At 46.5% G+C, this 23200-nt stretch carries 19 protein-coding genes and 1 pseudogene; 18 read left to right on the top strand and 2 right to left on the bottom strand.

Annotated features, from left to right (window positions below; genetic code table 11):
• Positions 1–15 precede the first annotated feature (15 nt).
• From J2T20_RS07255 to J2T20_RS07280, 6 genes and pseudogenes are all read left to right on the top strand, one after another.
• Positions 16–990, top strand: a complete 975-nt coding sequence (locus J2T20_RS07255; protein ID WP_307586981.1) for a GGDEF domain-containing protein — start codon at positions 16–18, stop codon at positions 988–990.
• 255 nt (positions 991–1245) lie between these two features.
• A pseudogene (tnpA, locus tag J2T20_RS07260) lies at positions 1246–1579 on the top strand (IS200/IS605 family transposase).
• A 9-nt stretch (positions 1580–1588) separates the two neighbouring features.
• Positions 1589–2662, top strand: a complete 1074-nt coding sequence (gene tnpB / locus J2T20_RS07265; RefSeq protein WP_307586983.1) for an IS200/IS605 family element RNA-guided endonuclease TnpB — start codon at positions 1589–1591, stop codon at positions 2660–2662.
• Positions 2663–2798: 136 nt separating this feature from the next.
• Positions 2799–3698 carry a selenium metabolism-associated LysR family transcriptional regulator gene (locus J2T20_RS07270; RefSeq protein ID WP_307586985.1) on the top strand — a complete coding sequence of 300 codons (900 nt, stop codon included), beginning with the start codon at positions 2799–2801 and terminating at the stop codon, positions 3696–3698.
• A gap of 58 nt (positions 3699–3756) precedes the next feature.
• Complete coding sequence (locus tag J2T20_RS07275) at positions 3757–3930, top strand: hypothetical protein (RefSeq protein WP_307586987.1); 174 nt, start codon at positions 3757–3759, stop codon at positions 3928–3930.
• A gap of 47 nt (positions 3931–3977) precedes the next feature.
• Positions 3978–4823 carry a PHP domain-containing protein gene (locus tag J2T20_RS07280; RefSeq protein WP_307587224.1) on the top strand — a complete coding sequence of 282 codons (846 nt, stop codon included), beginning with the start codon at positions 3978–3980 and terminating at the stop codon, positions 4821–4823.
• A gap of 64 nt (positions 4824–4887) precedes the next feature.
• Here J2T20_RS07280 and J2T20_RS07285 read toward each other — a convergent pair whose 3' ends face one another.
• Positions 4888–6729, bottom strand: a complete 1842-nt coding sequence (locus tag J2T20_RS07285) for an Rqc2 family fibronectin-binding protein (protein WP_307586989.1) — start codon at positions 6727–6729, stop codon at positions 4888–4890.
• 195 nt (positions 6730–6924) lie between these two features.
• Between J2T20_RS07285 and J2T20_RS07290 the strand changes: the two genes are divergently transcribed.
• The 5 genes from J2T20_RS07290 to J2T20_RS07310 all read left to right on the top strand — a co-directional run bounded on the left by J2T20_RS07290 (position 6925) and on the right by J2T20_RS07310 (position 14734).
• Positions 6925–9741 (top strand): calcium-translocating P-type ATPase, SERCA-type, encoded by a 2817-nt coding sequence (locus J2T20_RS07290; protein WP_307586991.1) that lies wholly within the window; start codon positions 6925–6927, stop codon positions 9739–9741.
• A gap of 69 nt (positions 9742–9810) precedes the next feature.
• Positions 9811–10644: a diaminopimelate epimerase gene (gene dapF, locus J2T20_RS07295; protein ID WP_307586993.1), complete on the top strand. Its 834-nt coding sequence runs from the start codon at positions 9811–9813 to the stop codon at positions 10642–10644.
• A gap of 166 nt (positions 10645–10810) precedes the next feature.
• Positions 10811–12421 (top strand): spore germination protein, encoded by a 1611-nt coding sequence (locus J2T20_RS07300; protein WP_307586994.1) that lies wholly within the window; start codon positions 10811–10813, stop codon positions 12419–12421.
• A complete protein-coding gene (locus J2T20_RS07305) occupies positions 12414–13637 on the top strand; it encodes a Ger(x)C family spore germination protein (RefSeq protein ID WP_307586996.1) in 1224 nt (407 codons plus the stop codon). The genes J2T20_RS07300 and J2T20_RS07305 overlap by 8 nt, the downstream gene beginning before the upstream one ends.
• Positions 13634–14734 carry a GerAB/ArcD/ProY family transporter gene (locus J2T20_RS07310; RefSeq protein WP_307586998.1) on the top strand — a complete coding sequence of 367 codons (1101 nt, stop codon included), beginning with the start codon at positions 13634–13636 and terminating at the stop codon, positions 14732–14734. Before J2T20_RS07305 ends, J2T20_RS07310 begins: the two co-directional genes overlap by 4 nt.
• On the opposite strand, the gene J2T20_RS07315 is transcribed toward J2T20_RS07310, so the two are convergent.
• A complete protein-coding gene (locus J2T20_RS07315) occupies positions 14707–14964 on the bottom strand; it encodes a hypothetical protein (protein ID WP_307587000.1) in 258 nt (85 codons plus the stop codon). The genes J2T20_RS07310 and J2T20_RS07315 overlap by 28 nt on opposite strands.
• Before the next feature lie 174 nt (positions 14965–15138).
• Here J2T20_RS07315 and J2T20_RS07320 point away from each other — a divergent pair, with 174 nt between their 5' ends.
• The 7 genes from J2T20_RS07320 (at position 15139) to priA (ending at position 23164) form a co-directional block, all read left to right on the top strand.
• Entirely contained in the window at positions 15139–17010 is a 1872-nt protein-coding gene (locus J2T20_RS07320) for a bifunctional homocysteine S-methyltransferase/methylenetetrahydrofolate reductase (RefSeq protein ID WP_307587002.1), read from the top strand.
• A gap of 38 nt (positions 17011–17048) precedes the next feature.
• Entirely contained in the window at positions 17049–17945 is an 897-nt protein-coding gene (locus J2T20_RS07325) for a YicC/YloC family endoribonuclease (RefSeq protein WP_307587004.1), read from the top strand.
• 49 nt (positions 17946–17994) lie between these two features.
• Entirely contained in the window at positions 17995–18255 is a 261-nt protein-coding gene (gene remA, locus J2T20_RS07330; RefSeq protein WP_006209218.1) for an extracellular matrix/biofilm regulator RemA, read from the top strand.
• A 19-nt stretch (positions 18256–18274) separates the two neighbouring features.
• Complete coding sequence (gene gmk, locus J2T20_RS07335) at positions 18275–18844, top strand: guanylate kinase (protein WP_307587006.1); 570 nt, start codon at positions 18275–18277, stop codon at positions 18842–18844.
• A gap of 40 nt (positions 18845–18884) precedes the next feature.
• Complete coding sequence (gene rpoZ, locus J2T20_RS07340; RefSeq protein ID WP_307587008.1) at positions 18885–19094, top strand: DNA-directed RNA polymerase subunit omega; 210 nt, start codon at positions 18885–18887, stop codon at positions 19092–19094.
• Positions 19095–19385: 291 nt separating this feature from the next.
• A complete protein-coding gene (coaBC, locus tag J2T20_RS07345; RefSeq protein ID WP_307587010.1) occupies positions 19386–20606 on the top strand; it encodes a bifunctional phosphopantothenoylcysteine decarboxylase/phosphopantothenate--cysteine ligase CoaBC in 1221 nt (406 codons plus the stop codon).
• Positions 20606–23164 (top strand): primosomal protein N', encoded by a 2559-nt coding sequence (gene priA / locus J2T20_RS07350; protein ID WP_307587012.1) that lies wholly within the window; start codon positions 20606–20608, stop codon positions 23162–23164. The genes coaBC and priA overlap by 1 nt, the downstream gene beginning before the upstream one ends.
• Positions 23165–23200 lie beyond the last annotated feature (36 nt).

Consider the following 23200-nt stretch of genomic DNA (forward strand, 5'->3'; position numbering starts at 1 on the left):
GAAGGGGCGATAAATATGCTTCTCCAAATCGGGGAAATTGCCGAGCAAATCCCGCATATTCCCCGTAATAGCAAATGCGAATTCGTAGATCATATTTTTAAAAGCAATCCCCGGCTTCAGGGTGTGGTTGTTTATGACAACGGTCATCCAATCGCGCTCATTATGAGAATAAGGTTTTATCAGCAAATAGGGACATTATACGGCTATACGCTTTTTATGGGGAGATCCATTGAATTGCTGATGGATAAGCATCCACTTGTTGTACAGTATAAAACAGCCATCACTGAGGTTAGCAAGCTTGCTATGAATCGTAAGGAAGAGAATCTGTATGATTATGTGATTGTCACGCATGAGGGACAATTATTCGGCGCTGTGAGTGTACGTGATTTACTTCTAAATTTTGCCGAGATCCAAGCTGTGGCTGCTAGCTTTTTAAATCCATTAACGGGTCTGCCCGGGAATTTGAGTATTAGTGAATGGCTGGTAAAATCGCTGCTTCAGGATCAATTCAGTGTTTTGTACATAGATCTTGATCATTTCAAGGCCTATAACGATACATACGGCTTTAAGGAAGGCGACCGAATGCTTCAATCAACCGCGGAGATATTAAAGCATTGTACGCTTCGTCTAGGTGGATTTCTGGGACATATCGGCGGGGACGATTTTATAATATTTCTTAAAGATTATAACTATTTGGAAAGCTGTAAGACCATCATTAGGGAATTCGAAACCATGGTAAAGAGCTTTTATCATGAGCAGCATTTGGTGCAGCGGTATGTACTGACGGAGAGTCGGTCTGGAAAAATGGAGGAAATTCCACTTGTTTCGATCTCTGTCGCCGTTGTAACCAACCGGTCCCGTAAGTTTGACTCGATAGAAGACATATCCGGTGAAGCAGCACGAATCAAAAAAAAATGCAAAAAGATCAAAGGATGCTGTTACATAGATGATATGGATGTTGTGTGTCAAGTTAAGGGTTTAGAAGCTTGATCTACCTGCGGCAATGAGGTAAGATGACAACAATATTGTCAAGCTGTGATTCCGGTAACGCAGGGTAGCAGAATGATGTGAACATGAGGCATGCGGCTGGAGGCCGCATGTCCTTTTTTTAACAATTGGTTGTCAGAATTCCCCCACTTCAAAAGTGGTGGGATGAATGGCAACGGTCTTCCTTCTTTGACTAATCCAACTTAAAACGATACATTAGAAGTATTCAGTCCTATTACATAAAAGGTTGTGTTATTAATGGAGTTAGACTCTAATAACCATTCAGTGTTCTCACTTCATTTTCATCTTATTCTAGTCGTGAAGTATCGTAGAAATGTAATAGGTCCAAGAATGGAATCATGACAAGGATCATGTTCACGTTCTTATGAAGACACATCCCAATACCGACATTTCCAAATTCCTCAACGCTTATAAAAGTGCTTCCTCTCGACTTATCAAGTAGGAATTCCCAGATATTCGTAAACAACTGTGGAAGGAGTATTTCTGGTCGAGAAGTTTTTGCCTAATAACTACGGGTGGAGCGCCTATTGATGTAATCCAAAAGTATATTGAAACTCAAGGTAAGAAATGAGGTGGAAACTTGCTGAAAGCCTACAAATATCGCATCTATCCAAGCCACGGGCAACAAGAATATTTAGCAAAAGTATTCGGCTGCGTACGGTTCATCTACAATAAGATGCTTGCGGATAAGATCGAATACTATAAGCAAACCGAAAAGATGCTGGGCAATACTCCCGCCCCGTACAAAAAAGAGTTTGAATGGCTTAAAGAAGTGGATAGTTTGGCTTTGGCAAACGCGCAACTCAACCTAGACAAAGCCTATAAGAATTTCTTCCGTAATAAGAACGTTGGCTTCCCTAAATTCAAAAGCAAGAAGACGAACAACCGTAGCTTCACAACAAACAATCAAAACGGAACCATAGCCATTGAAGATGGATATATTAAAATTCCCAAGCTGAAGACAAAAATCAGGATTAAGCTACATCGTCAATTCACGGGGTTAATCAAATCTTGCACCGTATCCAAAACGCCATCAGGAAAATACTTTGCTTCCGTACTGGTTGAAACGGAAATGACCCATCTCCCAAAATTAGATAAAAAAATCGGAGTCGATCTTGGACTTAAATCATTCGCAATCACTTCTGATGGAGATGTTATTGACAATCCAAAGCATCTAAGAAAATCTGAATTGAGATTAGCGAAGTTACAACGCTCGTTATCACGCAAGAAAAAAGGTTCAAATAATCGCAACAAAGCAAAAGTTAAAGTTGCCATTATGCATGAAAAAATAGCCAATCAGCGTAAAGACTTTTTACACAAAGCTTCTTCCGACATGATTAACGATAACCAAGTGATCGTCATGGAAGACTTGCGCGTAAAGAACATGATGCAGAATCACAAATTAGCTAAAGCCATATCTGAAGTATCTTGGGCGATGTTTAGATCCATGATCGAATACAAAGCGTCATGGTATGGCAGGGATGTAATTATTGCTCCCAAGCATTACGCAAGCAGCCAATTATGTTCATGTTGTGGATATAAAAACGCTGAGACTAAGAAGTTAGGTGTCCGTGAGTGGACTTGTCCAGAATGTAACTCCCAACATGACAGAGACATTAACGCTGCGCAGAACTTGTTGAAACTAGCAATGTAAATTGGACTTACCGGGTTAGGGACTAGCCCATAAGCTTGGGTAAACTTGGAGCAGTAGCTCTATTGACCAAGAAGCTCCCACCTCTAAGGTGGTGTGCAGTTCACCCGGTTAGTTATTCAATGATAGGAGTGACAGAATGAATTTTCATCAGCTACATATTTTTTATACCGTGTCGGAACGAGGCAGTTTCTCTTCGGCAGCTCAGGCACTACATATGACACAACCGGCAGTAACCATGCAAGTGCAGGCACTCGAGGATTATTTCGGGACTAAGCTGTTTAACCGCTCCACCAAAAAGATCGTTCTCTCGGAGGCAGGGAGAGCATTGATGCCCTATGCACTGCGCAGTATTGAATTGTTCAAGGAAACGGATATAGCCATGTCCGCATTCACCCACATGCTTGAGGGGCGATTACAGCTCGGTGCAAGCCTGACTATAGGTGAATATGTACTTCCACGGCTCTTGGGCCCGTTTGGGAAAACATATCCTCATATATCCATTATGATGAAAGTGATGAACACCACTCAGATTATGGATGAGATTACGAGACATCAGTTGAATTTCGGCTTAATTGAGGCACCGGTTACCCATCCTGATATGGTCATTGAACCTGTAATGGGGGATGAATTGAAGCTGATTGTACCGGCTGATCACCCGCTTGCGGAGCGGAATGAGGTTACCCTTGAGGAAGCCTTGCAGTATAAGTTCGTGCTGAGGGAGCAGGGGTCGGGTACGCGCCGGGTCATGGAGGAAGAAATACTGGCCAAAGGACTGAATCCGAGCGATATACAAATTGTTATGGAATTAGGCAGTACAGGAGCGGTGAAATCGGCGGTGGAGGCAGGCTTGGGCATTACTATGATTTCAACTTCATCAGTGAAGCATGAGGTGACGCTGGGGCTTTTGAAAATCTTGAATATCTCCGATGCTTCCTTCAAAAGACAGTTTTATGCCATACATCTGAAGTCGACACTTCTGCCGATTTCGGCGGTCACATTTCTGACTTTTTTACGGCAACATGCATTAGAGGGGTGATGGTGAATGACAATCGGATGACCGCGAGCATCTGAACTGGAATGGCCCTTATAAGCCTTTGAAGAAAGTCAGTTATGATGAGTATGCAGAGAAATATAGACCGGATTTGAAGTTTGCAGGTACTGAGTCAGCACGAAACTATCTAGTTATCGAAATTGCTGGTGAACTGAAAGGGACTGTAGGCAGATATTGGGTCTCGGAAGAGACGAACTGGTTCGAGATCGGTATTTAAAGGGGCATTCTTCGTGAGGAATGGAGTGAGTTGAAATGGAGAACGAAATGAAACCGATGGCTAATCGCTGCGACCTGCACACACATACGCAAGCCTCAGACGGTATGCAACCTCCAGCGGAAAATGTGAGGCTTGCTCGGGTAAAGGGCTTGGCGGCAGTAGCGATTACGGATCATGATACTGTAGCGGGGATATCGGAAGCCTTAGAAGCAGGAATACAATACGGAATAACGGTGGTGCCGGGTGTTGAAATCAGTACACGAGCCGGTGGGAAAGATATTCATGTGCTTGGGTATTATATCGATTGGGAAAACGACTTATTTTTATCACGTTTAGCTGAACTGAGAGATACCCGGGCACTAAGGAATGAAGCCATCCTCCTCAAGCTGCAAAAGCTTGGGATTTCTATTACCATGGATTCCGTAATATCGGGTATCGGACGTGAGTTGAAACCGGATGAAAGTATCGGCCGCCCCCACATTGCTGATGAGTTAGTTCGATTAGGGGCTGCTATAGATATGCGGGATGCTTTTGATAAATATTTGGCCGAGGGGGCGGCAGCATACGTGTCACCACCGCGGATTACTCCCGTAGAAGCTTGTCAGTGGATTATCGAAGCAGGAGGGGCGCCTGTATTGGCTCATCCCGGTCTGTACGGGGATGAAGAACTGGTTCGTTCAATAGTGGAGCAAGGTGCTTTCATAGGCATTGAGGTCTATCATTCGGATCACGGCCCTGCTGAGGAAGCGCGTTATCTTGCTTTGGCTGAGGAATTTGAAATGGTCGTTACCGGCGGTTCGGATTTCCATGGTGCGCGGCAAGGTGTAATATTTCATGGGGACATAGGCAGTGTATCCGTCACTGTCGAAGTTCTGAAGCAGTTGAAGAACTAACTGAAAAAACCTCCATACCCGACGTTTTAGCGTCTGTGGCATGGAGGTTTTTGCATTCTATCCGTTAACTTTTCAAACTGCTTGGAAGACTCTTAATCCGATCTTCATCGGGGGTGACAAATAATGTTTTCTGATGATCATAAATGACAAAACCAGGCTTAGAACCGCTCGGTTTGCGTACATGACGGATAAGAGTGCAGTCTACCGGTACACTGCTGGATTGCTTAGCCTGACTGAAGTATGCAGCGAGTTGAGCCGCTTCTTCAAGGGTCGCATCTCCAAACGTCTCACTGCGGATGACAACATGTGATCCCGGTATATCCTTAGTATGCAGCCAGGTATCATTCGATGAAGCTAGTTTGTTGGTAACATATTCGTTTTGGAGATTGTTTTTACCGACATAGATGTCTATCCCCTCAGAAGAAGTGAATACCTGCAAAGTAGGCCTTGTCGTTTTTTTCTTCTTTTTACCCTTTTTGTTACGATCGCGCAGGTATCCCTGACCAACCAGCTCTTCACGGATTTCTTCAATGTCATTCAAAGACGCGTGAGCAAGCTGCTGGAGCAGACTCTCCATGTAGGCTATTTCCTCATGGGTCTTGATAAGCTGTTCATCAATTACGAGCAGACTGTTCTTATACTTGTTGTATTTTTTAAAATAGCGTTGAGCATTATCCGATGGGTTAAGCAGCGGGTCCAGCGGAATGACAATATCTGATTGATTCTCATCATAGTAATTCACCAGGGTGGCAGATTTGTCCCCTTTGGAGACGGTATGAAGCGAACTGAACAATAATTCACCCCAGATCCGGTAGCGATCAGCCTCCTGGGCTTCATCCAGATCCTCTTGAAGCTTGGCAAGCTTCTTGACGTTCTTACTGCGTTCGTTCCCAAGGAAGCGAATCAGATCACTTACCCGCTGCTTAACGGTATCCCGCTCCGCTTTATCCCCGTAGTAGTCTTCCATACACTGGCTGATGGAGCTGTATTCTTTCACGGCATCTGCCAAAAGCGTTAACGGTATCGCAGAGAAGATCAGTTTGCCTTTGGCATTTGCACCCGCAACAGGAGAAAATTGATTCTCGCGCACTTGCTCCATAATGGAGCTGAAGGCTTCCCATAACTGCATTTGATTTTCTATGCTGAATCCAAGAGTAGCAATAAGGGCTCCAGAGCTTGTATAACGCTGCACGATTTCTCCCGCAATGAGAGGACTGATTCCGCTAAAAGCATGCACAATCCAACCTAGTGGGTCCACCGAAGGTGCAGGCCCACCGGAACCGTCAGCCTTGAGTTCTTCCTCCAAATCACCTATTGCCTCTGTATCAACCTCTGGGATATCTTGTTCGGCCTTTGAGATTAAGCTAAGAAATTCATCTTCGCTAATTTCCAGTGGGTTCAGCTTATGCTGCTGAGGAGGCTCTGTGTAAGCGAATCCGGGCATTACAATTCGGTAGCTGCTTATTGAAGGGGTAACATGGTGAATCCCGTCTATAATTGTTCCCGAGTTAAGTTCAGTAAGGATGATGTTGCTATGTCGTCCCATCAACTCGATAATGATTTTTTTGGCAGAGACATCACCAAGCTCATCCCGAGTTCTAACGATCATGTGGATAATTCGTTCCATTCCCACTTGTGTAATACTTTCAATGGTTCCGCCCTCACAGTGCTTGCGCATCAGCATGCAGAACATAGGTGCTTCAGAGGGGTTGATGGAGCTTCTTTCTGTAAAATGTATGCGCGGGTATGTAGGATTCGCAGAGAGAAGCAGCTTGCTGTTTCCCGATCCCCGCAGATTAAATATGAGATCGTGAGTGCTTGGTTGATATATCTTTCCTATCCGTGCCCCTACACATGATTGAAGCTCATGCACGATGGAACGGGTAACAATACCGTCTAATGCCATAATAAACTTCTCCTGTCGCGATAAAATAAATTTCGTTCCACTACCTATGATGCCACACTTTACTCGGTTCGCGCAAAAGGGGACTTGGGATGAGGGTGATATTTCGGGACGACCCTGAATACATTGGTCTTAAACAGGTGGAAAAGCTGTGTGCCGCCGGAAGGCAAGAATCGACCGGGAGGGGATAGAAAGGTCATGGAACAAAACAGTTGGCACCGGCTCGGTGCAGAGGAGCTTCAAAGGATGTTCAGCGTTAATCCGCAAACGGGCCTAAGTGAAGAGGATGCCGTGGAAAGACGCAAGTCGAGCGGGTTAAATGAACTCTCAGAGGGAAAGAAAGTTTCCCCGTTTACCCTGCTGTTGAACCAGTTCAAGGACTTCATGGTACTGGTGTTGATGGGTGCGACTCTGGTATCCGGACTGCTGGGTGAATATCTGGATGCCGTCACGATTATTGTAATTATTGTGCTGAATGCGGTCCTCGGATTTGTTCAGGAGTTTCGTGCCGAGCGCTCACTTCGGGCTTTGAAGCAATTATCTGCTCCTTCAGCCAAAGTACTTCGTCAAGGGAAAAGCCAGATCATTCCTGCTAAAATGCTACTGCCCGGAGATATAGTGATGCTGGAGAGCGGAGATCGAATTCCGGCAGACATCCGTTGGCTGGAGTGCAGCGCACTATATGCGGAGGAATCCGCATTAACCGGGGAATCCCTACCCGTAGCCAAACACTCGGAGCCCATTCAGGCGGAGGAGGTTCCACTGGGTGACCAGAGGAATATCGGATTTATGGGAACGATGGTGACTAGAGGTACAGGGAGAGCCATTGTCATTCGAACCGGAATGGATACAGAGATGGGGAAAATCGCCGATCTGATCCAAAACACAGACTCCCAGGAAACACCTCTACAGCATCGTCTGGAGCAACTGGGGAAAATCCTGATCTATGTATCTTTGGGCTTGACTATTGTTGTTGTCGTTGCAGGTATCATGCACGGTCAGCCTGCCGCAGCAATGTTTCTAGCTGGCGTCAGTCTCGCAGTAGCAGCAATCCCTGAGGGGCTGCCAGCAATTGTTACCATCGCGCTCGCACTGGGTGTCCAACGGATGATCAAACGCAAAGCCATAGTCCGTAAACTGCCTTCTGTAGAAACCCTAGGCTGTGCTTCGGTGATTTGCTCTGATAAGACCGGTACATTAACACAGAATAAAATGACGGTAACCCGTCTGTGGTCGGGAGGCCGAAATCTGGATGTAACAGGGGAAGGTTATGCACCTGTAGGCCAGATTCTGGATAAGGGCAGACCAATAGATCTTAAGCATGATCAGAGCCTACGCAGATTGTTGCAGGTTGCGGCTTTATGCAGCAATGCGGAAATTAATGAGACAATTCCCACGGACAACAGTAAGCGAAAAGGGAAAGGGAAAGCTGTTGAAGGGGATATAATTCAGAATGAATCCTCGGTTTGGGAGCTGAAGGGAGACCCTACTGAAGGAGCGCTCGTAGCCCTCTCAGGAAAAATGGGACTGACTGCTAAATCTCTTGCTGTCTCTTTCACCCGGGAGAAGGAATTCCCCTTCGATTCCGAGCGCAAGCTTATGTCTGTTATTGTAAGCCAACCCGGCGGACGAATGATCTGCACAAAAGGAGCGCCTGATGTCCTATTGGGTCGCTGCTCGTATATGCTCTGGGATGGTGGTGTGGTTCCATGTACACCTACTTTGCGGCAGAAGGTGCTTGATGCCAACGAGGGCATGGCTTCTGGAGCGCTACGCGTCTTAGGTATGGCTTATCGTGATATGCGGCCTAATGAGGTTGCATCCAATGAGAAAGAGGCAGAAGGTCAGTTAATCTTCATTGGATTAGCGGGAATGATTGATCCGCCGCGTCGGGAGGTGCGCGATGCGATTAGCATTACCCGAAAGGCTGGTATCAAGACCGTGATGATTACTGGTGACCACGGCACCACCGCTGAAGCCATCGCCCATCAGTTGGGAATTCTTCAACGTGGAGGTACCGTTCTAACGGGTAGTCAGATCTCACGGATGAGTGAGGATGACCTGGATAAAGTATCCGACAATGTGTACGTTTACGCGCGCGTATCCCCTGAGCATAAACTCCGGATTGTAAAATCTCTGCAACGTCATGGACACGTGGTGGCGATGACGGGAGACGGAGTAAATGATGCGCCTGCGGTAAAAGCGGCAGATATCGGTATTTCCATGGGGATTACCGGAACGGATGTGACTAAAGAAGCGTCATCATTGATATTGGGTGACGATAACTTTTCCACAATAGTGGCTGCTATTGAAGAAGGAAGAAATATTTATGAGAATATCCGTAAATTCATCCGTTACTTGCTTGCCTCTAATGTAGGTGAAATATTAACGATGTTTTTTGCGATGATGTTGGGTCTGCCTCTGCCGCTCGTGCCGATTCAGATCCTATGGGTGAATCTGGTCACCGACGGACTGCCTGCAATGGCTCTTGGTGTGGATCAGCCTGAGAAGGATTTGATGGAGCACAAACCACGTGGTGCTAAAGAAAACATTTTTGCCCGCCGCTTGGGCTGGAAAATCGTCAGCCGTGGAATTCTGATCGGCTTATGCACCTTATCTGCTTTTTGGCTGACGCTTCGTATTGCACCGGATAGTCCATCCCAGCTCATTCGCGCTCAGTCGGTAGCCTTCGCAACGCTGGTTATGGCCCAATTGATTCATGTGTTCGATTGCCGCAGTTCCCGTTCTGTTTTTCACCGGAATCCGTTCCAGAATAAATACTTGGTACTAGCTGTGTTGTCCTCTGTGATCCTTATGATTGTGGTCATGTATCTTCCGGTCCTGCAGCCAGTTTTCAAAACAGTGCCGTTAAACTTCCGCGAATGGTGTCTCGTTCTGGTAACTGCAGGCATACCAACCTTTGTAATGGGAGCTGGTAGTGTCTGGAGCGGTAAAAGAAAACGGAGCCGGGGCAGCAATCGTCCAATGATAAAAAGTACAAAATTTTCGGCATAAAATCAATAGCATTGCTCCACTCCTTGAGGTATGCTTGTTGCAGTTAATTTTAAGGGAGTGGACGTTTCAATGGAATTCACAAAAATGCACGGACTTGGCAACGACTTTATCGTCGTTTTTGGAGAGCAGGAATTGCCCGCGAATGCCTCTGAATTAGCCATAAAATTATGTAATCGATTCTTTGGTATTGGTGCTGACGGTTTGGTATATATTCTACCTTCGGAGCGCGGCGACTACATGATGCGTATCATGAACTCGGATGGCTCTGAAGCGGAGCAATGCGGGAACGCCATCCGTTGTGTATCCAAGTACGTATATGATCACGGTCTTGTAAGCTCCGAAGAAATTGTAATCGAAACGATCGGAGCCGGAGAACAAAAGGTTACGCTAAATGTTAAAGACGGAGTTGTAGTAACAGTAACTGTTGATATGGGTGAGCCTGTACTGTCAGGTCCACAAATTCCTGTAGCCATTGACGCAGAGCCAGTGATGGATCGTTCTATTGAAGCGGATGGAACTGAATTTAAGTTCACGTCCGTTTCTATGGGGAATCCGCATTGTGTTATTTATGTAGATGATGCTGTTTCTTTTGACCTTTCGACCTGGGGTCCGAAGCTTGAAGTTCATCCTTTGTTCCCGAGAAAAGTAAATGTGGAATTTGCAACTGTTCTCGACCGTGGACGGGTTGATATGCGTGTCTGGGAACGCGGCGCGGGTCCAACACTGGCCTGTGGAACGGGTGCATGTGCTACTCTGGTATCTTCCGTTCTCAATGGACTTACTGATCGTTCCGCTTGGATCAGCCTCAAGGGCGGCGACCTGTATATTGAATGGAATGAAGAAGATAATCATGTGTACATGACGGGTCCTGCCGAGGTTGTGTATACGGGTTCAGTTTCCTAACAAACAACCGGATTTACCGATAACGAATCTTGTTTTCTTAACCGCCGTCATCTAACGGCGGTTTTTTGCCGTTCAATAGCGGCAATTCCCATTTTCCCTTAAGGCGTATAACAAAAGCTGGAGTCGCAAATAATGGGAAAAAGAAGCGGGATAGGAGCGGAGGTGGATGAAATACAGTGAGTACATCAATCGGGGCGGCAAACGTAAAAAGGCTTCGAATGAAACCTCGTCCAAAATAGGACAAGGCGCCGCTCCAAAAATTTCAAAAGATCTCAAGCAGATGCTGGACAACATTGAGCGGGAGCTCGGGGCCAGTCCCGACCTGACAATCAGACATGTTCAAATCGGCGGTGAAGACCCGTTACAAGCTGCTACCGTCTATATGGACGGCCTGGTAAATTCTGTTGCCGTAAATGATTTTGTAATGAGGTCACTGCTCGAAAACTCCGTCGTCACTTCGCCGGATATGTCCCGGGTGCCGGAGGAGATACTTCAGTTTATTTTGAACAGGGCGCTGGAATTGGGCGACGCCAAAATCAAAAGCGATTGGAACGACATGATGATCGCCATTCTGTCGGGGTACACCCTCATTCTGCTGGATGGTTGTAACAAGGCCATTGTGGGGGATACGAAAGGCGGTGAAGGGCGAAGCATTACCGAGCCTTCCTCCCAGCTGGTGATTCGGGGACCGAAAGATGCCTTCGTAGAATCGGTGAATACGAATATTTCACTGATCCGCAGGCGGATCAAATCTCCAAAGCTGTGGTTTGAATTTATGAATATCGGCACAGTAACGAATACGGACGTCGCTATTCTGTATATTAAAGATAGGGCGGATGACAAGATCGTAGACGAAGTGAGAACGAGGCTGAAAAAAATCGATATTGAGGCGGTTCTCGAATCCTCATATATCGAGCAGCTTATTCAGGATAAGGTGTTTACACCGTTCCCTACTCTCTATAATACGGAACGTCCGGATGTAGTGGCGGCCAATCTGCTGGAAGGCAGAATCGCGCTGATCGTTGACGGCACGCCTTTTGTGCTTATTTTGCCTACGGTGTTCGCCCAATTTTTCCAATCGACTGATGATTATGCCCAAAGGTTCGATATTGCCACATTAATGCGTTTGGTTCGTTATATCAGCTTTATCATTTTGCTTCTCGGACCTTCGATATATATAGCGCTGACCACCTTTCATTATGAAATGATACCGACACCGATGCTGATCAGCTTGCTGGCCCAACGGGAGAACGTCCCGTTTCCGGCTGCAATTGAGGCGGTGCTGATGGAGATTGCTTTTGAAATCCTGAGGGAAGCCGGCACTCGTATGCCAAGAGCTGTAGGGCAGACTGTCTCAGTTGTCGGCGCCTTGATCCTGGGCCAGGCGGTTGTGGAAGCAGGCATCATTACGCCGGTTATGGTTATTGTGGTGGCACTTACAGGTATTGCCAGCTTCGCGATTCCCGCCTACAATCTGGCGATTGCGGGACGAATCATCCGTTTTGGCTTTATAATTGTTGCCTCCTTATTCGGTTTTTATGGCATTACACTTGGATTGATAGTATTGGTTGCCCATTTGAACAGCCTGCGATCGTTCGGTGTTCCATATTTATCCCCGTTCAGTCCGTTTTCCTTGAGAGGACAGAAGGATACTTTAGTGAGAGTACCCATGTGGATGATCAGTCTCCGTCCTCATAAAACAAAAAATGCGGATAATACTGCTAGTATTGATGACGGGTTGTCGTCTTCCGGAAAGGATGGGCGAACCGATGCTTAGAAAATTAACGTTGTTTCTGCTCTCGGGTGTCTTTCTTCTGATGTTGACAAGCTGCTGGGACAGCATTGAGCTGAACCGCAGGGCCATTGTTTCGGGTATGTCCATCGACAAAGACCTGTCAAAGGATCAAAAATACACAGTCTCATTCCAAGTGGTCGTGGCGGATGAAATCTCGGGTAAAAACAGCAGGGGAAATTCCCCGGTCGTCTTGTACAGTGGAAGCGGCAGGTCGTTATACGAGGCGCTGGGCAACGCATCCAGGAAAGTCGCACGGTATCTGTCCCTGGGTCATGTCCGGGTGATCATTATTTCGGAGGAGCTTGCCCGCGAAGGGATTTCAGATATTATGGATTTTCTGGAGCGGGACTCCGGGATGCGACTGAGCAGTCTGCTATTCATATCCAGAGGGCAGCCGGCTAAAGACATCCTGTCAATCATCACCGTTTTCGGAAAAATTCCTTCCAGCGATCTTGTGCAGAAGCTTGAAACCACATCCAAGGGTTTCGGGTTTAATTTCAAGGTGGAAACAGACGATGTAATCCGCGGTATTGAGGCCAAAGGAGCGGGCGCGATTATCAATGGTGTGGTTGTAAGCGGCGATCAGGAATCGGGGGGAAGCAAAAAAAATGTGGAGGATATCGAGCCAAAGGCCATATTAAGGACTTCCGGTCTCGCCGTATTCAGCAAAGACAAGCTGGTGGGATTTCTGGACGGTGCGGAGGGAAAAGGCACAAGCCGCCTGTATAACAAGCTGCAGCAGCATGATTCTATCATCGAACTCGGAGAAGATAATGTGGCAGCATTTAACATATTTATGGTTCATACTACTGTAAAAGCAAATGCCAAGGATCCGGAGCATCCGATCATTAACATAAGCATTGGACAACAGGCCGGACTGAAAGAATCCTCAGGCCCACTTGATTTGACAAGGGCGGAGGTGCTGAGAGATTTGGAGAAACGTTTAAGTGAGCAGACAAAGGAGGAAACTGAGGCTGCCGTCAAGGCAGCCATGAAATTCAAGAGCGATTACCTCGGTTTCTCAGAAGCAGTCGAACGGGATAATCCGAAAGGATGGAAAAAGGTGCAGGACCGTTGGAATACCGTTTTTACCCGCTGTGAAGTGAACATCAAGGTGAAGTCCGTTATCAGACATACCGATATGAGGACCCGTTCCTTCCAGTCGAAAACAGGGAATAAGAAAGGAGGAAGTTCATGAGAGGTCCAAAAATAGGATTGTTACAGTTTTTTTCGCTTACGCTCCTGTTTGAACTGGGAACGGCGCTTCTTGTCAATGTCGGTATGGTATCCGGCAGAGACGCCTGGATTTCCATACTGGTCGGTTGTATGGCGGGGCTTGTCATATTCGCGGGTTACGCTTATCTTTACAAGCTGTATCCAGACATGCCATTGTCTCGTTATGCACGTGAGATTCTCGGCAAACATTTGGGAGCGGCAGTGGCCATTCTTTATGTGGTAATGTTCATGAATACGGCGGGCCGCGATTTGCGCGACGGCAGTGCTCTGCTTGTAATGGCAACCCTGCACCGCACACCGATTCTGGTCGTAGGCGCATTGATGATCTTGTCCTGCGCTTATGTTCTGCATAAAGGAATCGAGGTGTTGGCGAGAACATCCCTAATCTTTCTGTTCCTTGCGCTGTCAATCGGCGCGATCTTTACAGTGCTGGCCCTTTTGTCCGGGGAAATGGAATGGAAGCGTTTATTTCCCGTGCTGGGGGACGGATTTCTGCCCGTGGCGATTTCGGTGGTCCGGCAAAATTATATGTTCCCGTTCGGTGAAATCATCTGTTTCACTATGCTGATGCCATATCTCAGTAACGATAGAAAAGGAGTATGGGTCATCCCCGCCGCCATGCTTCTGGCTGGACTGCTGATCAGCTACACCTCAATCGTCAACATCACGGTTCTCGGCAGCGATATGGTAGAACGTTCACCGTTTCCGCTATTGTCCACCATAAGCAAATTGGCCCTGTCTGAATTAATCCAGCGATTGGACATTCTGGTAGTCATGCTGCTGATTATCGGGGTTTTTTTCAAAATTGCAGTTTTCTACGGAGCGGCATTAGTCGGTATCTCAGATCTGTTCGGTCTTCCTTACCGTACCATGATCTATCCCTCAGCGTTAATTATTTTATTTTCTTCTATACTAAACGCCCGTAGTTTAACGGAACATCTGGACGAGGGAGGGCAACTCCTTTCCGACGTCCTTCCCTTCTTCACCATTGTCATCCCGACTGCCTTGATAATTGTCGCTAACTTCAGGCGTTATCGTTCGGCTTCCCGTCCCGGTTGATGTCCGGTGATCCAGTGAAGAAGATCCGGACCTAACAGGATAATAAACAGGATGACTCCGAGCAGCTTTTCAAAAATAGTGAAAAATAAAAAGGAAGTTAGGTTGCTTATGTTGTTCATGCCATACCCGAATATCACATCACCTACGTACAGATACAGAAGTCCAAGCACCGAAAGAAGCGCGGTTACGGCGTATTTTTTGAGCAGCTGTTTTCGGATCAGCTTTTTCATAGTTGTTCGACTCCTCCGTTGTTCGTTATATTCGTACTGATTATATTATGAAGCAATGGAACGGTCCGCATGCACGCCTAGACGAACGTTGGGTCTTCTTTTGTCGAGAAAGCTTATCAATCCTCCCGATTTATGTTACATTAGTATGAAACTATGGGTAGGGGAGGGGCTCTAATGAAGCCCGATTTGCGGTCTGCATGGGGAAAAACTGTACTTGTCGGGGACGGAGCGATGGGTACCTATTTATATCAGAAGGGTTTTCCAGTAGGAATCTCCTATGAAGAACTGAACCTAACCTCACCTGAGGTCATTGAAGATGTTCATCGCAGCTATATAGAGGCGGGTGCCGTCTTGCTGGAGAGTAATACGTTCTCGGCTAACTATGACAAGCTGTCCAAATACGGATTGGAATCTAAGGTAGAAGAAATAAACCGCGCCGGGGTCAGAATTGCCCGCCGTGCTGCTGGTACGAATGGATATGTCGTCGGTGCAGTGGGTTCAATACGGGCCGGCAAGCGAGCTAATCTCTCGGCAGCAGAACTCAAGAAATATTTCGGACAACAAATTATTGCCCTGCTGGAAGAGGATGTTGACGGCATTATGCTGGAAACCTTCTACGATGTAGAAGAACTCCATTTAGCTCTTCGTACCGTTCGTAAACATAGTAAACTTCCTGTTATCTGCCAATTGGCAGTTGATGAAACAGCACGAACATTGGATGGACTTAGTTTGCCAGAAGCTTTTCGGATTCTGGAGAATGATGGCGCTGATATTATAGGTTTCAACTGCCGAACAGGTCCGAACGGGATTAAGAGAGCACTTAAGCATTTGCAGGGCAGTCTTGTACTTCCTGTATCTGTGTATCCGAATGCAGGAGTGGCGGATTATGTGGATGGCGAATACAAATACGGAGCTTCACCTGAATATTTTGGTGAGATGGCGTTAACTTTTGCAGATATGGGAAGTCGGATTATTGGGGGCTGCTGTGGAACAACGCCGCAGCATATTGCAGAGATTGCCACTGCACTCCAAGGTTATATCCCGCAGCCACTTCCTGTACCGACCTCCCGTGTTGTAGAGAGAGTACAAATTCAGGAGCATTTTGGCGATGATACTGGGAAAAGCGGCGGAGAGCCGACTCTGGTTGATCTTGCTAAAGAACGGCATACGGTAATTGTGGAGCTGGATCCACCTCGTGATCTGGATATAGCCAAGTTTATGAAAGGTGCTGAGGCATTGCGTAGAGCAGGTGCGGATGCATTAACATTAGCTGATAATTCCTTGGCTGTTACCCGGATGAGCAACATGGCGTTAGGACATCTGGTGCAGGCACGGACTGGTCTTCGTCCGCTTGTGCATATTGCCTGCCGTGACCGTAATCTTATTGGAACACAATCCCATTTGATGGGGTTTGATGCCCTTGGAATCGATCATGTCTTGGCTGTAACGGGTGATCCTGCCCGGTTCGGAGATTTACCTGGATCCAGTTCGGTATACGACTTAACCTCATTCGAGATCATTCGGATGATTAAGCAATTGAACGACGGCATTGCATTCTCAGGCAAACCACTTAAGCAAAAGGCTAACTTCGTCATCGGTGCAGCCTTTAACCCGAATGTGAAGCATTTGGATAAAGCGGTTCAGCGTCTGGAGAAAAAGATTGCATCGGGAGCCGATTATATTATGACTCAGCCTGTATATGATTGTGAGTTGATTGCAAATATTGCCAAAGCAACGGCACATCTTGATATTCCTGTCTTTATCGGAGTTATGCCGCTGGCTAGCGGACGAAATGCGGAATACCTTCATAATGAAGTGCCTGGTATCCAACTCTCTGATGAAGTGAGGTTGCGGATGAAAGGTCTTGAAGGTGAGGAAGGCCGCGCAGAGGGAGTAGCTATTGCCAAAGAGCTGCTCGATGCAGCTACAGAGCACTTCAATGGGATCTATCTGATGACACCGTTTATGTTCTATGACATGTGTGTACAGCTGTTAGAGTATGTGTGGGAGAAGTCCGGACGTAAATTGTCCCCCTTGTTTCGCTAGTAATAATCAATTACAATAGTGTAATGGATGTGATGCCGATGTCATTTAGCATGACCGGATACGGTCAATCGTTTCTGTTATTCGGCGGCTACAAGATTACGTTCGAAGTTAAATCGGTGAATCACCGATACTCCGAAATTGTGCTGCGGATGCCCCGGGAATGGACTTTTTTTGAGGATGTGCTGAGAAGAAAGGTTCAACAGCATATCAAACGGGGACGGGTTGATGTCACAATCAACAGAGAACAAGATGAAGAAGATACAGCTTCTGGTCCGGTTCTGAACATCCCAATCGTAAGGTCTTATTTGAAGGCAGCTGAGGAACTGAAAAGTGAGTTTGGTTTGATGGGTGAGCTTAGCCTCCGCGATATATTGACTTTACACGGAGTAATGGAGAACGGTGAAGGTGTTGCCCTAGAGCCTGTTATATCGGATTCCTGGCAGGCAACCTTGGTAGAAGGCTTGGAACAAAGCATTCATTCCTTGCTTCAGATGAGGGCTAGAGAGGGAAGTTACCTAACTGCCGATTTGGAGCTAAGGCTGGCGAAACTTGAGCAGCTTCATAATGAAATGCTGGAACTAGCCCCATCAGTTGTAAGTGAATATCGTGATAAGCTTCGACAACGCCTTAATGAGCTTAATGATGGAACATTTCCTTTTGATGAGCATAAATTCGGGATGGAAATTGCAATTTTTGCCGACCGCTGCAATATTGATGAAGAGTTGACTCGACTGTATAGTCATATTGAGCAATGCAGAACACTCCTAGGAGAGAATGAGCCAGTGGGACGCAAACTGGATTTTCTAATTCAAGAGATGAACAGAGAAACGAATACCATAGGTTCTAAAAGCAACCACTTGACTCTGATCAACCGTGCTCTTGAAATGAAAGCAGAGCTGGAGAAAATCCGAGAACAAGCCGCGAATTTAGAGTAGGGTCTTTTAGTAAAGACAAGCTGTAACTTTTGGGGGGAACAACCGGAACATGGCAATCAAACTTATTAACATCGGCTTTGGAAATATTGTATCGGCTAATCGTATCATTTCCATAGTCAGCCCGGAATCTGCACCGATTAAGCGGATTATCCAGGAAGCTAGAGACCGGCATATGCTGATTGATGCTACATACGGTCGTCGGACGCGTGCCGTCATTATTACAGACAGTGATCATGTCATTTTGTCAGCTGTTCAACCGGAGACTGTAGCACACCGCTTGTCCAGTAAAGACGACGATAACGACGAATAACAACTAATTGGAGTGTATTATGTCAAAAGGATTACTAATCGTATTATCCGGCCCTTCTGGAGTCGGTAAAGGAACCGTTTGCACTGCTTTACGGCCAAAAATGCCAAGACTGGTCTATTCGGTGTCTGCTACTACGCGTACTCCACGAGTAGGCGAACAGGATGGCGTTAATTATTTTTTCAAAACCAAGGAACAGTTTGCCGATATGATTGCGGCTGACCAGTTGCTTGAATATGCGGAGTACGTGGGCAATTTTTACGGTACTCCCAGAGATTTCGTAGAGCGGACACTTGAAAGCGGGAAAGATATTATTCTCGAAATTGAGGTACAGGGTGCACTCAAGGTTAAGGAGAAATTTCCTGAGGGCATATTTGTATTCCTTCTTCCTCCATCTATGGATGAGCTTAAAGATCGGATTCGCGGTCGTGGAACAGAACACCCGGATATTATTAATCACCGCATGTCTGTAGCCGAAGATGAGATTAATCTGATGAGGCATTACGATTACGCAGTGGTTAATGATGAAATTGATCTGGCCTGCAAGAGGATAGAAAGTATCATTATGGCCGAACATTGTAAAATCAGGTAATTTGTTAACCGAGTTAAACTAAACTATGAAGAGGTGTCCCATGTTATATCCATCGATAGATGAAATGATGACTAAAGTCGACAGTAAGTATTCCCTGGTAGTAGCATCATCTCGCCGGGCGAGAGAATTGCGGGAAGGCGGCAAGACAGATATCAAATCACCAAAATCTCACAAACAGGTCGGCATTGCACTTGAGGAAATATATGAAGATCGCCTTATTGTTACTCGCGGAGAAGAAGACGAAGAATAGTCTTTACTTGGTTCGATACCGTACAAACAACTATTAGTAAACTGTGATATGAGCAATTTATAGAACCTATTATAAGTTGCTTATATTTTTTGCGGAAACGCTCACTGTCTTATCTTCATGACGGGGATGTCGTTTCTTATTAAGGTTCTAGTTATTTATGTAATACAAATGATTTATGATAGCCCGGATTGGGCTGTACCTGACAACCGGAAGGTTGTTATTTTTTTCTTATCCTATAAGAAATATGTCCAAAAAACCCGATTGTTAGAGACAGACATGGGAGGGAATATCATGTTAAAGGGTAAAACAATAATCCTCGGCATTACCGGAGGCATTGCGGCCTATAAAGCGGCTTCTTTGTGCAGTAAGCTTGTGCAAAAGGGTGCTGAGGTACATGTGATTATGACGGCATCCGCGAAGGAATTCATAACAGAGCTGACACTGCAGTCCTTATCGAAGCAACGCGTATATAGTGATACGTTTCAAGAACGTGATCCGTCCTCTATTTCTCATATCGACCTTGCCGATTCTGCTGATCTCGTACTTGTTGCTCCGGCAACTGCCAATATCATTGCTAAAATGGCACATGGTCTTGCTGATGACATGCTATCGACTACTCTGCTGGCAACAACGGCCCCTGTAATGGTGGCTCCTGCAATGAACGTACATATGTACCAGCATCCGGCAGTTATACACAATATGAATATACTCGCAGACCGCGGCGTGCATTTTATAGAACCAGGCGAAGGATTACTGGCTTGCGGTTATGTTGGTAAAGGACGATTGGAGGAGCCTGAAGCTATAGTAAGCTGCATTGAGACTTTTTTCAGACAGCAGCAGAGTGTTCAATCAGGTCCTTTAGCTGGAAAAAAGGTAGTTGTTACGGCTGGAGGTACGATTGAAAGAATTGATCCGGTGCGATACATTTCCAATGATTCATCCGGTAAAATGGGTTTCGCCATTGCTAGTGCAGCGCGCGCAATGGGAGCGGATGTCACTCTGGTGGCTGCCCGCACAGACGACAAGCCCCCGCATGATATTAAGGTGGTCAAGGTTCAATCTGCCGAAGATATGCTAGAAGCGGTTTATTCACTCTGGGAGGATTGTGACATTCTTATTAAAGCGGCGGCGGTGTCTGATTATCGCCCTGAACAGAGCATGCAAACCAAGATTAAAAAAAGTGGAGACTCTATGACGCTTGAACTTATAAAGACTACTGATATATTGGAAACGCTCGGCAAGCATAAAGGGAATCAATTTCTAATTGGTTTCGCTGCCGAGACCGGCAATTTAGAGAGCTATGCTAGAGATAAGCTGGTTCGTAAAAATTGTGATCTGATCGTTGCGAATGATGTCAGTGTCGCCGGAGCAGGTTTTGGAGTCGACACCAATATAGTATCTATCTTTGATCGAGACGGCTTGGTAATCAGTCTCCCGCAGCTTTCCAAAGATGAGGTTGCCCGCCAGCTTCTTGCGTTGGCGGCAGAACGTATTTCCGGAGCAACTATATAATGGATATTGCCAAGGTCATTGTCGATGTTCCTGTCCGCAGCACTGACCGGCCTTTTGATTATTCCATTCCCCAGCCTCTGCGCGTTTGGATTGAAGTGGGCAGCCGGGTGGCAGTTCCTTTCGGCCACCGTACAGTTCAGGGGTTTGTCATCGCTTTTGAGTCAGGGGATGTTAGAGAAGTCCCGGGATTAAAGCCTATCCAGGAAGTCTTGGATTTAATTCCACCTCTTTCACCGGAGTTAATTGATTTGGGGGAGTGGATGAGCCAAAGATATGCATGCCGCCGAATTTCGGCGCTGCAGGCCATGCTCCCGACGGCTTTAAAGGGTAAAGCTGAACGGTTTATTTCACTTGGTGAACCTGTAGACGATCAGGCTGCTGACAATAGTGCGGATTCAATATTTTTGGATGAGGAACTGTTCCCGATGTTTCCAGATACGGGTCGTGAAGAACGTGAAATTACGGACTTCATAACACGAAGCGGCGGCGAGGTATCGATGAAGCAGTTAACCCGGACTTTCCCTGAGGCAGCGGAATCTGTGAAGTTTATGCTGCGTCGAGGCGTACTTGTCGAGAGTCAGACGATTAAAGACAAAATGGGCAAAAAGAAACTAAAAGCGGTTAACTTAGCCGTAGGTGCAGATTCAGCCCGGGAAGCACTGAGCAGCTTTCCGGCTAGATCTGCGCGTCAGAAGGAAGTGCTCTCTTTTCTAATAGAAATGGAAGCTATGCTTCCCCTGCCTCTGAAAGAAGTCCTAGCTATGCTGCAAGTCACCGCAGGCACTGTAAAAAGCTTGGAGGAGAAAGGCTACATTGAAATCAGTGAGATAGAAGTATATCGGGACCCCTACCGAGGCCGTGATTTCAAACCAACAGAACCTCTTTTGCTAACGGAAGAACAAGAAGTAGTATATAAACGAATAGCAAGGACTGTTGATGAGCTGCGGCATGAAGTTTTTTTATTGCATGGGGTGACGGGGAGCGGGAAGACGGAAATCTATTTGCAGTCTATCCAACGATGTATGGATCAAGGTCGGCAAGCTGTTGTTCTTGTGCCGGAAATATCGCTTACTCCGCAAATGGTGGAAAGATTTAAAGGCCGGTTTGGCAGCGGGGTGGCTGTAATGCATAGCCGTTTGTCTGTCGGTGAAAGGTATGACGAATGGCGCAAGATCCGCGAAGGCAAGGCTACTGTGGCTGTCGGGGCTCGTTCTGCTATATTTGCTCCATTTACCAATCTGGGACTGATCATCATGGATGAGGAGCATGAAGGCTCATACAAACAAGAAGAAAATCCTAAGTATCATGCCCGTGATGTAGCTGTCCGCAGGGCTGAGCAGGGTGATGCTGTGGTTATTTTAGGTTCAGCGACACCTTCTTTAGAGAGCTATTATGCCGCTAGAACGCAGAGTGACCTCCATTTTTCCCCGATATTGCTGGAGATGCCAAGCAGGGCATTAGGCAATGAATTGCCCCAGGTACAAATCGTGGATATGCGCGAGGAGTTAAAAGAAGGCAACAGGTCCATGTTTAGCCGTTTGCTCCACAGCTCATTGGCTGCGAGGTTAACCCGAGGGGAGCAAACCGTGCTTTTACTGAACCGGCGGGGATTCTCCACCTTTGTCATGTGCCGCAGCTGCGGATATGTGGCCGGTTGTCCGGAATGTGACATTTCTTTAACGTACCACAGCCGCAGCGACAATTTGCGCTGCCATTACTGTGGACATGCTGAACCGTCACCAAAGGAATGTCCGGAATGTGCTAGTGAGCATATTCGCTTTTTTGGAACAGGAACACAACGGGTGGAAGAGGAGTTGGGCAAACTTTTTCCAGGGATTCGCGTAATTCGTATGGATGTGGATACTACCACAGAGAAGGGTTCCCATGAAAAACTGTTAGGCCAATTTAGAGATAAGAAGGCTGATGTTCTTCTGGGTACTCAAATGGTAGCCAAGGGATTGGATTTCCCCGACGTAACGCTGGTGGGTGTAATTACCGCTGATTCTGCGCTTAATTTACCGGATTTTCGGGCCGCGGAAAAAACCTTTCAACTGCTGACGCAAGTCGCGGGAAGAGCGGGACGCCATCAACTCCCGGGTGAGGTTGTAGTTCAATCGTACACCCCCGAGCATTACTCGATTGTTCATGCAAGCGGTCATGATTACACTTCGTTTATGCTGGAAGAATTGAATCATCGCAGAGGTTTGCATTACCCGCCATATTGCAGGTTGATTCTGGTTACATTGTCACATGAGCAGTTGCCCGTTCTACTTCGACTTTCGGAGAATTATGCTCTGAATTTACAGGGTAAAGCTAGGCAACGAAGATGGTACGGCAGTTTGGATAAACAGTCCTCAGATGCGTTAGAGCTATTGGGCCCGGTGGCATCTCCAATGCCGCGGCTGAAAGGCAGATACCGGTTTCAATGTATTATAAAGTGGCGAGGTTCAATTAATGCCATCGGTCTTGCACGAGAAATAGCAGAGGAATTGGAAGATTCAGCACGTGATACGGGTCTTCAAATCAGCATCGATGTGGATCCTCAGATGTTAATGTAATTTCTTTTGAAATAGAAGGAAATAATATGAATTGCA

The sequence above is a fragment of the Paenibacillus wynnii genome, from assembly GCF_030812855.1.
GTDB lineage: Bacteria > Bacillota > Bacilli > Paenibacillales > Paenibacillaceae > Paenibacillus_AQ > Paenibacillus_AQ wynnii_A.

Excerpts from the sequence above, each read along its gene's own strand:
- J2T20_RS07255 (WP_307586981.1), top strand. The coding sequence starts at position 16 with ATGCTTCTCCAAATCGGGGAAATTGCCGAGCAAATCCCGCATATTCCC.
- J2T20_RS07270 (WP_307586985.1), top strand. The coding sequence starts at position 2,799 with ATGAATTTTCATCAGCTACATATTTTTTATACCGTGTCGGAACGAGGC.
- J2T20_RS07280 (WP_307587224.1), top strand. The coding sequence starts at position 3,978 with ATGAAACCGATGGCTAATCGCTGCGACCTGCACACACATACGCAAGCC.
- J2T20_RS07285 (WP_307586989.1), bottom strand. The coding sequence starts at position 6,729 with ATGGCATTAGACGGTATTGTTACCCGTTCCATCGTGCATGAGCTTCAA.
- J2T20_RS07290 (WP_307586991.1), top strand. The coding sequence starts at position 6,925 with ATGGAACAAAACAGTTGGCACCGGCTCGGTGCAGAGGAGCTTCAAAGG.
- dapF (WP_307586993.1), top strand. The coding sequence starts at position 9,811 with ATGGAATTCACAAAAATGCACGGACTTGGCAACGACTTTATCGTCGTT.
- J2T20_RS07300 (WP_307586994.1), top strand. The coding sequence starts at position 10,811 with ATGAAATACAGTGAGTACATCAATCGGGGCGGCAAACGTAAAAAGGCT.
- J2T20_RS07305 (WP_307586996.1), top strand. The coding sequence starts at position 12,414 with ATGCTTAGAAAATTAACGTTGTTTCTGCTCTCGGGTGTCTTTCTTCTG.
- J2T20_RS07310 (WP_307586998.1), top strand. The coding sequence starts at position 13,634 with ATGAGAGGTCCAAAAATAGGATTGTTACAGTTTTTTTCGCTTACGCTC.
- J2T20_RS07315 (WP_307587000.1), bottom strand. The coding sequence starts at position 14,964 with ATGAAAAAGCTGATCCGAAAACAGCTGCTCAAAAAATACGCCGTAACC.
- J2T20_RS07320 (WP_307587002.1), top strand. The coding sequence starts at position 15,139 with ATGAAGCCCGATTTGCGGTCTGCATGGGGAAAAACTGTACTTGTCGGG.
- J2T20_RS07325 (WP_307587004.1), top strand. The coding sequence starts at position 17,049 with ATGTCATTTAGCATGACCGGATACGGTCAATCGTTTCTGTTATTCGGC.
- remA (WP_006209218.1), top strand. The coding sequence starts at position 17,995 with ATGGCAATCAAACTTATTAACATCGGCTTTGGAAATATTGTATCGGCT.
- gmk (WP_307587006.1), top strand. The coding sequence starts at position 18,275 with ATGTCAAAAGGATTACTAATCGTATTATCCGGCCCTTCTGGAGTCGGT.
- rpoZ (WP_307587008.1), top strand. The coding sequence starts at position 18,885 with ATGTTATATCCATCGATAGATGAAATGATGACTAAAGTCGACAGTAAG.
- coaBC (WP_307587010.1), top strand. The coding sequence starts at position 19,386 with ATGTTAAAGGGTAAAACAATAATCCTCGGCATTACCGGAGGCATTGCG.
- priA (WP_307587012.1), top strand. The coding sequence starts at position 20,606 with ATGGATATTGCCAAGGTCATTGTCGATGTTCCTGTCCGCAGCACTGAC.